This window comes from Acinetobacter sp. YH12128 (assembly GCF_013418655.1).
GTDB classification, from domain to species: Bacteria; Pseudomonadota; Gammaproteobacteria; order Pseudomonadales; family Moraxellaceae; genus Acinetobacter; species Acinetobacter amyesii.
The window spans coordinates 34748-47770 of record NZ_VPBO01000023.1 but is presented as its reverse complement, the minus strand read 5'-3'; the positions used below and the strand labels follow the sequence as shown (position 1 = coordinate 47770).

Sequence of the window (13023 nt, the reverse complement as noted above, 5' to 3'; positions counted from 1 at the left end):
AGTAAAAATTACAACTAAACCTTTCAAATGAATATTGTTTCGCCAAATCCTTAAAGTTTAGCCGCGAGCTCCGCACCTTCACGTATTGCGCGTTTTGCATCTAACTCTGCTGCTAGTTTTGCACCACCAATAATATGGTAATTGGCAAGGGTTTTCTCACCCTGTTCTGGCATCAAATGCTTTACCGATTCCTGACCTGCACAAACGACAATCGTATCTACACGTAATAATTGATCATGCCCTTCATATTCAACCCAAAGACCTTCATCAGTAATGGCTTTGTATTGAACACCACGCAGCATACGAACCGCATTTTTCTTTAATTGTGCACGATGTACCCAGCCTGATGTTTTACCTAACCCAGCACCAATTGCAGTTGTTTTACGTTGTAATAAGTAGATTTCACGAACAGGAGGTTCGAGCTCAGCAGCCTGCATACCACCTTCTGTTATGTAGTTTGGATTTGGATCAACACCCCACTCCCGCTGCCAATCCGCTAAAGGCATTGGTTGTGGCTGATGTGGTGGTTTGAGTAAAAATTCAGATACATCAAAGCCAATGCCGCCTGCACCAATCACAGCAACTTTATTGCCCACAGCTGCGCCTTTCAGCACTTCTGCATAAGACAAGACATTCGGTGCATCACTACCTTCAATTTTTAAGCTGCGAGGAACCACACCTGTTGCAATAACAACTTCCTCAAACCCTTCACGTTCAAGCTGTTCACGGTTTACACGCGTATTTAAACGCAAATCCACACCCGTTTTTTCGATTTGAACTTTAAAGTAGCGAATCGTTTCGTGAAATTCTTCTTTGCCCGGAACGACTTTCGCCAAATTAAATTGACCACCTACCTCTGCACCAGCTTCAAATAGTGTCACCGCATGGCCTCGGCTTGCCGCTACCGTTGCAGCAGACATCCCAGCAACGCCACCACCGACGACTGCAATACGCTTCGGTTTTTTGGTCTTTAAAAAAACCAATTCAGTTTCATATGCCGCTCGTGGGTTGACCAAACACGTCGCACGCTGATTTTTAAAAGTATGATCTAAACAGGCTTGGTTACAGGCAATACAGGTATTAATTTCATCGACACGGTTGGTCGCCGTTTTATTTACCCAAAACGGATCTGCCAAGAATGGACGTGCCATCTGCACCATATCCGCCTTGCCTGAAGCTAAAATTTCTTCAGCAGTATCTGGCATATTGATACGGTTGGACGCAATGACAGGGATCGCAACATGTTTTTTGACTTCAGCGGTATAGTCCACAAACGCTGCGCGAGGCACTGAGGTCACAATTGTCGGAATACGTGCTTCATGCCAACCAATCCCCGTGTTCAATAACGTCACACCTGCTGCTTCCAATGCTTTAGCAACAGTAATGACTTCTGCCATGGTGTTCCCATCATGAACCAAATCAAGCAATGACAAACGGAAGCAGATAATAAATTTCTCACCCACTTCAGCACGTATTGATTTTACAATATCAACCGCAAGGCGCATACGATTTTCAATTTCACCACCCCAACGGTCTGTCCGTTGGTTGACATGACGGCTTAAAAACTGATTCAGCAAGTAGCCTTCTGAACCCATAATTTCTACACCATCATAGCCGGCCTTATGTGCAAGGCTTGCCGTTTTGACATAATCATCAATGGTTGAAAGAATTTGTTTGTCCGTTAATTGACGCGGTTTAAACGGTGAAATCGGAGATTTAATCGGACTTGCTGACACTGCAAAAGGCTGATAGCCATAACGCCCAGCATGCAAGATTTGCATTAAAATTTTGGCGCCATGTTTATGTACGGCATGGGTCACCAAGCGATGCGGAGCGATATCACCTAACGTATTCATGGTACCGCCAGCAGGTAACAGCCAACCTTGACGGTTTGGCGAAATACCGCCTGTAATAATCAGGCCGACACCACCTTTCGCACGCTCACCAAAATAAGCTGCAAGCTTAGGATAATTATAAAAACGATCTTCCAGCCCACTATGCATGGACCCCATCACGACACGGTTTTTAATCGTGGTAAAACCCAAATGTAAAGGCTTTAAAATATTTGCATAGCTAGTCGTTGTCATGCTGAATCCTTATTTTGGCTTTGCAACTTGTTGCATAACACTTTAGCGGTTTTTTTATATTTTGGGATGACAATTTAGAAAATATTCTTCGCCTTTATGGTCAATACCTCCGGATATATTAATCCTTTAACCATAAAAAAAGCCGTGTACTTTCACATCACGGCATGTTGTTTTTTAAAGCATTATTTCCAGTTTTTCAGCTTGCTGGTTTGTCCAATCCCCACATTAAAGCTATTAGTCGGATCCAGCTTTTGATAATGATTTTTTAATGCAGGCTTCGCCACATACAAATGTCCAACATTGTGTTCCGCAGGATATTCAGCGCCACGATCATCGAGTAAATGCCACATTGCATGTTCCATTGCCAAAGGGTCTACACCTTTTTTCACAATATAATCTTGATGAAAAACATGACAGAGAAAATGTCCATAATAAAGTTTATGGATAATTTGCTCATCCATGGCTTTCGGCAAAGTTTCCACCCATTCACGATCATTGCGACGTAATGCAATATCTAAAGCCACTATATCTTCAACTTCTGAACGATGCGTATCACGATAACGAATGGCAGCACCTGCCACCGCAAAACGATGTAAAAATGCCTTGCTTCCTTCTTCATCCGTACATTTAAAATAATTACCTGAGGTTTTATCTAAAAAATACGTTTTCAAATACTCATCAACTTGATCAACATCCTGATTTTCAATACGAATCATCAAATGATGCTCATATAAATCACGAAATTCATTCATACGTTTTGGCAGATGATTCGGTATAAATTTAGTGACGAGTTGTAAAACTTTATCCGACAAACCTCGCAAGCCCAGTTTTTCTAAATAGCCATCGACTTTATCTTTCATGGCAAAAGCAGCAGGAACTTTTGCAGTGCCAAATTTTTCAATAAATACAAAAGAGTCTTTGCCATATTCAGCCCCAATATCGTATGCCACGCGATGAATGTACTCACCCGCAATCGGGAGGCGTGCAAGATCTTTTAATAGAAAACGACGAATTTCTGTTAAGTCATCTTGCGAATTGGTTCCCACATAAAACACCTGACTAGGAATTTTTTCAAAGGTATCTAAGCGTACTGCAAAGACGCAGACCTTACCTGCTGAACCTGATGCTTCAAATAGTCGACTCGGATCTGCATTAAAACGTGCAGGTGTATTTTCATCGACTTGTTTAACATCATGTGAGTAGCGTTGATCTGATGCACAGCAACTTGAATTATTCACAATGTCATTGATTTGATAATTTTTATTTTCCAGCGCTGTGAGGATTTCTTCAGGCGTATTGCCAAGATTGACACCTAGATGATTGACCAACTCTAACTCACCTGACTCATTCACTTGTGCATACAGTGCAAGCTCTGTATAGGCAGGACCGCGGCGTACCAAAGCCCCCCCTGAGTTATTGCATACGCCGCCCAAAACCGATGCGCCAATACAAGAAGAACCAATCACCGAATGAGGTTCACGATTATATGGCAGCAAATCTTTTTCAAGTTTGTCTAATGTTGCACCCGGTAGACAAATCACTTGCTTGCCTTCATTAATCACTTGGATGCCAACCAAACGGCGAGTACTTATCAGCACCACAGGACGGTCATAGTCATCACCAAAAGGCGTTGAACCACCTGTCAAACCAGTATTGGCGGCTTGCATAATCACAATACAATTTGCATCCACAGCCGCTTGCAACACATGCCATTGCTCAAGTAATGAGCCCGGTGTAACCACAGCCAGTACTTTCCCTGCACCGTAACGACGACCTTGGCGGTATAAACGTGTATCTTTATCTTCAGTTAAAACGTGTTGCTTACCGACGATGTTGATGAGGTTTTGAATGGTTTGTAATGATTGAGTTTGCATGCTCGTAGAATTTTCCATTTTCAATATTTTCTCTCCTCGCTAAAGAGGAATTGCATTGTTGTGCAATGAAAAAATATTGATTTAAATAATTTAAACAACGTAGGTTTATTTGCACATATCAAAAGTTTTTAGTCATTGTTATTAAAATCTATAATGAATACCCCTTCTCCCTTTGGGATGAGTAGCAGTGCTACGCAAGAGGGTTAGGAGAATTATTCAATAAATACCTCTCGCTAACCCTCTCCTACAAAGAGAGGGAACTTTCATTGCTAATTTTTTTGATGACGAATAACTTTCCAAGAGATCTATTCAAAAAATCACCCAGCCAACTCTTTCTCTAACTTCACTAAACAGTCAGACGTAATATCAGCAATGGTTTTCGCGCCCGTTAAAGTCATGGCAACACGCATTTCTTTATCAATCAGTTCTAAAAGATTTGAAACGCCCGCTCCACCCGCAGCACCTAAAGCATAAACAAAGGCACGACCAAGCATACAGGTATCTGCACCCAACGCCAGCATACGCACAACATCTAGACCATTACGAATACCCGAATCCGCGAGGATTTTAATATCACCTTTGACTACATCTGCAATTGGTGGAAGTGCGCGTGCAGAAGATAAAACGCCATCGAGCTGACGACCACCATGGTTTGAAACCACAATCCCATCTGCACCGAAACGCACTGCATCTTTGGCATCTTCAGGATCCAAAATTCCTTTAATGACCATTGGCCCATCCCAAAACTCACGAATCCACTCAAGGTCTTTCCACGAAATAGACGGATCAAAGTTAGAACCTAACCAACCAATATAATCTTCCAAACCTGTTGGTTTACCCAAGTATTTAGAAATATTCCCCAAGTCATGTGGACGACCTAACAACCCCACATTCCACGCCCAGTGTGGGTGGAAACACGACTGCATATAACGACGCATGGCTGCATTTGGACCACTCATCCCCGAGTGCGCATCACGGTAACGCGCGCCCGGAACAGGCATATCCACGGTAAACACCAGAGTTGAACAGCCAGCTGCTTTGGCACGTTCTAAAGCATTTTTCATAAAGCCACGGTCACGTAGCACATATAACTGAAACCACATGGGACGCTGAATCGCTGGCGACACCTCTTCAATAGGACATACTGAAACGGTAGACAGCGTAAATGGAATGCCCTTTTTATCTGCGGCTACTGCTGCTTGAACTTCGCCGCGGCGTGCATACATTCCCGTTAAACCCACAGGTGATAAAGCCACAGGCATTGATAAGGTTTCATTAAACAGTTGGGTTTCTAAACTCAGCTGTGACATGTCATTCAGCACACGTTGACGCAACGCTATTTTTGATAAATCTTCTACATTACGCTTTAAGGTATATTCGGCATACGCCCCGCCATCGATGTAATGAAATAAAAATGGCGGTAAACGACGACGTGCCGCTTCACGATAGTCATTGGCAGAAGAAATAATCATGCTTATATCCTGTTTAATCGACTGGCACGCTGACGACGAGCTTCTTCTTCATCAATCATGCGCACCTGTTGTACTACAAACTCAATGTGTCCACAGACTGCTTTACGTGCAGCTTCAGGATCACGACGTTCAATTGCATTCATGACTTGGAAGTGCTGATCATGCAATTGATCAAATCGGTGTGCTTCGCTATAAACTTTTCGACGACCTAAAACGACATTAAATTGCAACAGATCAAATAGACCACGCATCATCTGAATCAACACTAAATTATGTGATGCTTCAGCAATTGCTAAATGAAATTTGGCATCTGCACGCGCTGCTTCATCGTCATTCCCTAAAGCCTGAAAATGATTGATCTGATCATAATAATGTCGGATATGTGCCAAGTCCTCTGCTGTAGCACGTTGTGCCGCATACCATGCAGTACCACCTTCTAAAATAATGCGCGCCTCTTGCACATCAAAACGGTAGGCAGGGTCTTCACTAATCAAACTGCTGATGGGCTGCACAATTTGATAACTCGACCAAGTCGCTGGTAATTGCTTTAAAAAAGTCCCCGCACCCACTTTACTGACCAACACGCCCATGCTAGTCAATTGAGAAATCGCCTCGCGTAAAGAGGTGCGTGAGACGCCAAGTTGTTCACACAATTTCCGTTCAGCAGGCAGACGATCTCCAACTTGCATATTGCTTTGTTCAATCAATACACGAAGACTTTGAACAGTTTTATCAGAGACTTTCATCTGCTTTCCTTAACGTTGTTACACAATTCGTGTTATGGAATCATCCAAGGGAACACATAAGCTTGTAGGGTGATTAAAATCCCCATCATGATTGTGAACGTTATACTGTGTTTTACGGTAAAACGGAATAAATCCGACTCTTTACCTACCAACCCGACTGCCGCACATGCAATTGCAATTGACTGTGGTGAAATCATTTTCCCTGTCACACCGCCACTGGTATTAGCAGCAACGAGTAATACTTCTGGCACACCGATTTGTTGTGCAGTAGTCGCCTGCAATGCTGCAAATAGCGCATTGGCTGACGTATCTGAACCCGTGAGGAATACACCAAGCCATCCTAAAAATGGCGAGAAGAAGGTAAAGGCTTGACCTGTATGTGCAAGGGCCAAAGCCAAGGTCGAAGACATACCTGAATAGTTGGCGATAAAAGCAAAAGACAACACCATCCCAATCGAATAAATTGGAATTTTTAATTCATTAATGGTTTCACCAAAGGTCACAATCGCGTCTTTCGGCTTCATTTTTAAGAAAATAATGGTAATGATCGCAGCAATGACAATTGCCGTACCTGTTGCCGAAAACCAATCAAATTTATAGATGGCATCGTAGTCCTTCATTTCAGGTACGACTGGCGGCATCTTTTGAACCAATTGGTGTAAGAATGGCACTTTGATCGAAATAACCAAATCATGTAAAGCACCGTCTTTGGTAAATAAATCCTTAAACGGTTTAATACTCCAGATCGTGACCATCACCGTTAAGATCGCAAATGGCGACCACGCTTTTGCAATTTGACCCAAGCTATATTTTTGCTGTTTTTGTGCAGCCACATCTTCACTCATCGTCGCATCTTGATCTGCAAAGCGGAAAATATGTTTAGGCTGCCAATATTTAAATAAAATCGTTAATGACACTAAAGAGGCAATCGCCGCAGTAATATCGGGTAATTCAGGACCGACAAAGTTCGAGGTTAGGTACTGTGCAATCGCAAAGCTACTCGCCCCAACCACAACCGCAGGCCAAGTTTCCTTCACACCGCGCCAGCCATCCATAATCGCCATAATCCAAAACAGTACAATCGGCACCATAAATGGCAGCTGTCGACCAACCATCTGACTGATTTCCATCGTATCTACACCAGACACTTGTCCAGCAACGATAATTGGAATACCCATCGCACCAAAAGCCACTGGCGCAGTATTGACGATCAGACAAAGACCTGCCGCATATAAAGGTTTAAAGCCTAAACCTACCAATAGTGCTGCGGTAATCGCCACAGGAGCACCAAAGCCCGCAGCACCTTCTAGGAAAGTACCGAAAGCAAAGCCGACTAATAGCATCTGTAAACGTTGATCTTCAGTAATGGAAAGTATCGAAGAACGGATGATGTCAAACTGCCCTGTTTTGACTGAGATTTTATACAGGAACACCGCACCAATAATGATCCATGCGATCGGCCATAAACCATAGAAAAAGCCGTAGACCATCGAAGCCAATGCCATAAGCGCAGGCATGTCATAGGCAAATAAAGACACCAACAGTGCCAGTACAACGGTCATCGTACCTGCCACACTGCCTTTTAAACGAAATACAGCAAGCGCCAAGAAAAAAAAGATAATCGGAATGAGCGCAATTAAACTTGATATCCATATATTCCCCATTGGGTCATATATTTGCTGCCATTGAAGCATTGTCATCTCCTTGAAATGCTTACTAAGATTTAATTATTGAGCAATATCAGCATGTGGTCTTTTTACATTGGTATGACCAATATAAATATTAAAAACATAAAAACTCATACTATTGCTGAAATACTCCGCAATTTTTAATTATTTCAACTCAATCATTCAAGCTTTTCTTATTTTTGGTATGACCAATATAAAATACAAAAACATTATTTTTCCGTTTAAAAACCTCCATATCAACTTTTAAATAATTGTTTTGTAGTTATTATTTATGAATGTATTTTATGAAATATACTTTAGTCTAATAACCACGCTTTGTTTGACCTCAGTCTCATTTCAATGAAAAGCATAAAAACCAAATTAACTCAATATTGGTATGACCATTTATTTAAATCTAATAGATTTCTTTATATTTGCATCCTATTCCATTCAGAAAATGCATTTTCCGCCTGCAAAAACTAGATGAAGTATTCAACAATAGATTTCAACGATCATTTTTTTCCACCTCATCGCTTGTATCTCATGATTTTTTAGAAAAACCCCGCAGAAAAGTGCTACAATCATGCACATATATGTATTCTTTCAGGCCACCCATTCTCGGTGCCTATATTTATATCGTTAGGATTAACAATGACTGATAATGCAACTATCTTGCAGAATGTCCCAGTTGGCAAAAAAGTTGGTATTGCCTTCTCTGGTGGTCTAGATACTTCAGCTGCGCTTTTGTGGATGAAACAAAAAGGTGCAGAACCTTATGCTTACACAGCAAACTTAGGTCAACCTGATGAAGACGACTACGATGCGATTCCAAAAAAAGCGGAAGCGTATGGCGCAGTTAAAGCTCGCTTAGTTGATTGTCGTTTACAACTTGCATTAGAAGGTATTGCGGCTATTCAATGTGGCGCTTTCCACATTTCAACTGGTGGTATGCCTTATTTCAACACGACTCCTCTTGGTCGTGCAGTTACAGGTACGATGCTTGTAACCGCAATGAAAGAAGATGACGTAAACATCTGGGGTGACGGTTCGACTTATAAAGGTAACGACATTGAACGTTTCTACCGTTATGGTCTATTGACTAACCCAGCACTTAAAATTTACAAACCGTGGTTAGACCAAACCTTTATTGACGAATTAGGTGGCCGTGCAGAAATGTCACAGTTCCTAATCGACAACGGTTTTGACTATAAAATGTCAAAAGAGAAAGCGTACTCAACTGACTCAAACATGTTAGGTGCGACTCACGAAGCAAAAGATCTTGAATACCTTAATGCGGGTATCAAAATCGTAGACCCAATCATGGGCGTTGCTTTCTGGAAAGATGACGTAGAAGTTAAAGCTGAAGAAGTTTCTGTAACTTTCGAAGAAGGCTTCCCTGTTGCATTAAATGGCAAACGCATCGAAAACCCAGTTGAGTTCATTCTTGAAGCCAACCGTATCGGTGGTCGTCATGGTCTAGGTATGTCTGACCAAATCGAAAACCGTATCATTGAAGCAAAATCTCGTGGTATTTACGAAGCTCCGGGTATGGCGCTTCTTCATATTGCTTATGAGCGTCTTGTGACTGGTATTCATAACGAAGACACCATCGAACAATACCGTATTAACGGTCTGCGTTTAGGTCGTCTTCTTTACCAAGGTCGTTGGTTCGATTCTCAATCATTAATGCTTCGTGAAACTGCGCAGCGTTGGGTTGCTAAAGCAATCACTGGTACTGTGACTTTAGAACTTCGTCGTGGTAATGACTACACTATTCTAAACACTGAATCTCCTAACCTCACTTATGAAGCTGAGCGTTTAACTATGGAGAAAGGTGACTCTATGTTTAGCCCTGCTGACCGTATCGGTCAATTGACTATGCGTAACTTGGATATCACAGATACTCGCGCTAAATTAGGTATCTACACAAACTCTGGCTTACTTGCAGTAGGTACAGGTTCTGCAGTACCTCAATTAAAAGACAAAAACAAATAAGATTTGTTGAGTCATAAAAAACCGCGCATTTTGCGCGGTTTTTTATTGCCGATTTCAGAGAAGTTCTCAATTTTATTAAACATTAAGCCACATGTGCTGAACGAATCGACTGATAGTAAATTTGATTCCGGCCTAATTGTTTCGCACGATACAACGCCTGATCGGCAATATTTAACAGTTCATCCTTCGTCATATTTTCAGCACGATATACCGTAATACCCAAACTAATAGTGACGTGATTTGAAACCTGTGATTTGGCATGTGGAATTTCTAAACGATCGATTGCTTTATAAATATTTGACGCTACCGCATAAGCACCATGCGCATCGGTTTCAGGCAATAAAACCACAAATTCTTCACCACCATATCGCGCTACAAAATCCATATGTCGAATGGCATTTTTAATGGTTTTGGCAATGGTTGAAATTACATCATCGCCTTTTTGATGACCGTAGAAATCGTTATAGTTTTTAAAATGATCAACATCGATAAATAGCACAGCAAGCGAGGTGTTATTACGTCGAGATTGCTCATAAAATGTATCAAGCATTTCATCAAAAGTACGTCGGTTTGAAATCTTGGTTAATTCATCATGCTGACTTAAATGTAAAAGCTCTGTGGTATGAATACGATGGATTTTTTCACTAATATCCGCGCGCAGCATATTCAAAAATATCATCCGTTCACGCGCACAGAGCATCTTACTGATTGCAAAACCCAATACACAGCTTCCAATCAGTACACGCCCCAACACCATCACATCAAATTTCACTTCTAATGAAAAAAGCATCAACATGGTGACCACAGCAGCCAACAATCCAGACATCAACATTTGGACTGGTTTAACCCCCGTCAAAATATAGCTCAAGATGTAAATCATACAAAGGATCATCATGGCCTGATGTTTAAGTGCTTCGGTATACACGGTCATGGTGAGCCAAGACATTGAAATAACTGCCCAAAACACTACAAACATACTAGCATGTGAAAAATAAGGCTTCAGACGGTCGTAACGAGCAAAGGCATATAAAGTCAGAAGACACAGCGCACCATTGAGCTGACCAAGCAAACAACGAATAAAATCATGCACAAAATGCTGTTGATTAATTATCCAGTAATCTCCGGGAATGATCAGCATCGTGAGCACAAAGTAGATCAACACTCCCATCCAAAAAAAATGACGTATGTTGGTTTGCGCACGATCGAGGCTTAAAGTCCAAAATTGAGTTTCCAGTTTTTTAGGAAACATTTCCCCTACACGACGAGTTTGCCGTGTAATCAGTTCCTCTATTTTTTCTTTATCGTATTGCAACTTTGCAAGGTTATACTTGTATTCCATTTCCAAGCATTTATCTAATTCTTTTAGTCATTTAAAAATACCACAGTTTTATTCTTTATTTATATCTGTTCAGTCATTTGTACAGAAATCTCGTTACCATTTTCACATTATTTGCATTATCATTTGTTTTATTTCCAAGCTTGGAATCGCTGTGAATACGATTACTCTTCTTCAGCCAGATGATTGGCATGCACATTTACGTGACGGTCTAGCCCTAAAGCGTACAGTTCCTGATTTAGCACAACAATTCTCTCGCGCGATTTGTATGCCAAACACCGTACCACCGGTAAAAACCGTTGAAGAAGCAAATGCATACCGTGAACGTATCATGGCACATGTTCCTGAAGGCGTTCACTTTGACCCGCGCATGGTGCTCTATTTCACAGACAACACACCTGCAAGTGAAGTTAAAAAAATTAAAGAATCTGAGCATGTTAATGCCATTAAGCTCTATCCAGCAGGTGCAACCACGAACTCAGACAGTGGTGTCAGCGACATTAGTAAAGTCTATGGTGTGATTGAGCAACTCGAAGAGCACCAAGTGCCATTACTGTTACATGGTGAAGTGACACATAACCATGTCGATATTTTTGACCGTGAAAAACGTTTCCTTGATGAAGTACTTTCTCCACTGTTAAAACAGTTCCCTAAATTAAAATTGGTGCTAGAACACATCACCACCAGTGAAGCTGCGCATTTTGTATTAGAACAAGACCGTAATGTCGCTGCGACAATCACACCGCAACATTTATTGTTTAACCGTAATGATATGTTGGTGGGTGGTATTAAACCGCATTTCTATTGCCTACCGATATTAAAACGTCAAACCCATCAGCAAACTTTGCTTGAAGTCGCGACCAGTGCGAACCCTAAATTTTTCTTAGGTACAGACAGTGCGCCGCACTCAAAAAATGCTAAAGAAAATGCATGTGGCTGTGCAGGATGTTATAGTGCACCAACAGCAATTGAGCTATACGCTCAAGCATTTGATCAAGTCGGTAAAATCGACCGTTTAGAAGGTTTTGCAAGCCACTTTGGTGCAGACTTCTACGGACTCCCTCGAAATACCAATACCATTACTTTGGTAAAAGAAGATCAAGTGATCCCTGAAAGTTTAGACTACTTGGATGGCGAAAAAATTATTCCGTTGTATGCGGGTAAGACCATCCAATGGAGAAAAGTGTGACAGATGAAACTCGACCAGTCATTGGTCAACGTTTCCGTGGATTCCTACCTGTTGTTGTCGATGTCGAAACAGCAGGTTTTAATTCACAGACCGATGCCTTACTGGAAATTGCAGCTATTCCTATTGTGTATGATGCAGAAGGTAATTTTGTACCGGGTGAAGCCCACCATGCACATATCAATCCGTTTGAAGGTGCCAACCTTGACCGTCGCTCACTGGATTTTATTGGTGTAGATCCATTTAATCCGATGCGTATGGCCATGGCTGAAGATGAGAAATCAGCATTAAAACGTATTTTTAAGTCAGTGAATGAAGTACGTCGCCAACAGAACTGCACACACGCGGTTTTAGTTGGTCATAATGCCCATTTTGACTTAGGTTTTGTACAGGCAGCGATTGCACGTACAGGGACAAAAAATCAAAATCCTTTCCATAGTTTTTCCGTATTCGATACAGTGACTTTGAGCGCTGTAATGTTTGGACAAACTGTGCTGGCAAAATCATGTATTCAGGCAGGTATTGAGTTTGATGGCAAAGAAGCACACTCTGCACTTTACGATACTCAGAAGACCGCTGAACTGTTCTGTTATATTTTGAACAAACTCGGCCCTCACCTACTTGACACTATGATGGCGGATCAATAAGATACCGCCATCT

At 41.6% G+C, this 13023-nt stretch carries 9 protein-coding genes; 3 read left to right on the top strand and 6 right to left on the bottom strand.

Features of this window, described 5'->3' with window-relative positions; translation table 11 throughout:
• Positions 1–50 precede the first annotated feature (50 nt).
• From FTU64_RS12660 to lldP, 5 genes are all read right to left on the bottom strand, one after another.
• Positions 51–2087, bottom strand: coding sequence for an NADPH-dependent 2,4-dienoyl-CoA reductase (locus FTU64_RS12660; RefSeq protein ID WP_180055960.1), 2037 nt, complete (start codon positions 2085–2087; stop codon positions 51–53).
• Between the two features lie 182 nt (positions 2088–2269).
• On the bottom strand, positions 2270–3961 hold the full coding sequence (gene dld / locus FTU64_RS12655; protein WP_180059897.1) for a D-lactate dehydrogenase: 1692 nt from the start codon (positions 3959–3961) through the stop codon (positions 2270–2272).
• A gap of 317 nt (positions 3962–4278) precedes the next feature.
• On the bottom strand, positions 4279–5433 hold the full coding sequence (gene lldD, locus FTU64_RS12650) for an FMN-dependent L-lactate dehydrogenase LldD (RefSeq protein WP_180059895.1): 1155 nt from the start codon (positions 5431–5433) through the stop codon (positions 4279–4281).
• 2 nt (positions 5434–5435) lie between these two features.
• Positions 5436–6179, bottom strand: a complete 744-nt coding sequence (gene lldR / locus FTU64_RS12645) for a transcriptional regulator LldR (RefSeq protein WP_180004196.1) — start codon at positions 6177–6179, stop codon at positions 5436–5438.
• Between the two features lie 32 nt (positions 6180–6211).
• A complete protein-coding gene (gene lldP, locus FTU64_RS12640) occupies positions 6212–7879 on the bottom strand; it encodes an L-lactate permease (protein WP_180059893.1) in 1668 nt (555 codons plus the stop codon).
• 618 nt (positions 7880–8497) lie between these two features.
• Between lldP and argG the strand changes: the two genes are divergently transcribed.
• Positions 8498–9841, top strand: coding sequence for an argininosuccinate synthase (argG, locus tag FTU64_RS12635; protein ID WP_078192912.1), 1344 nt, complete (start codon positions 8498–8500; stop codon positions 9839–9841).
• Between the two features lie 82 nt (positions 9842–9923).
• Here argG and FTU64_RS12630 read toward each other — a convergent pair whose 3' ends face one another.
• Positions 9924–11180, bottom strand: coding sequence for a diguanylate cyclase (locus tag FTU64_RS12630; RefSeq protein ID WP_180055963.1), 1257 nt, complete (start codon positions 11178–11180; stop codon positions 9924–9926).
• A gap of 151 nt (positions 11181–11331) precedes the next feature.
• On the opposite strand from FTU64_RS12630, the gene pyrC reads away from it, so the two are divergent.
• A complete protein-coding gene (pyrC, locus tag FTU64_RS12625) occupies positions 11332–12366 on the top strand; it encodes a dihydroorotase (protein WP_111885770.1) in 1035 nt (344 codons plus the stop codon).
• Positions 12351–13010 carry a ribonuclease T gene (gene rnt / locus FTU64_RS12620; RefSeq protein ID WP_078192915.1) on the top strand — a complete coding sequence of 220 codons (660 nt, stop codon included), beginning with the start codon at positions 12351–12353 and terminating at the stop codon, positions 13008–13010. Before pyrC ends, rnt begins: the two co-directional genes overlap by 16 nt.
• The last annotated feature ends 13 nt before the right edge of the window (positions 13011–13023 follow it).

Bases quoted from the DNA above. Each gene is read 5' to 3' on its own strand.
- FTU64_RS12660 (WP_180055960.1), bottom strand. From the start codon at position 2,087: ATGACAACGACTAGCTATGCAAATATTTTAAAGCCTTTACATTTGGGT.
- dld (WP_180059897.1), bottom strand. From the start codon at position 3,961: ATGCAAACTCAATCATTACAAACCATTCAAAACCTCATCAACATCGTC.
- lldD (WP_180059895.1), bottom strand. From the start codon at position 5,433: ATGATTATTTCTTCTGCCAATGACTATCGTGAAGCGGCACGTCGTCGT.
- lldR (WP_180004196.1), bottom strand. From the start codon at position 6,179: ATGAAAGTCTCTGATAAAACTGTTCAAAGTCTTCGTGTATTGATTGAA.
- lldP (WP_180059893.1), bottom strand. From the start codon at position 7,879: ATGACAATGCTTCAATGGCAGCAAATATATGACCCAATGGGGAATATA.
- argG (WP_078192912.1), top strand. From the start codon at position 8,498: ATGACTGATAATGCAACTATCTTGCAGAATGTCCCAGTTGGCAAAAAA.
- FTU64_RS12630 (WP_180055963.1), bottom strand. From the start codon at position 11,180: ATGGAATACAAGTATAACCTTGCAAAGTTGCAATACGATAAAGAAAAA.
- rnt (WP_078192915.1), top strand. From the start codon at position 12,351: ATGGAGAAAAGTGTGACAGATGAAACTCGACCAGTCATTGGTCAACGT.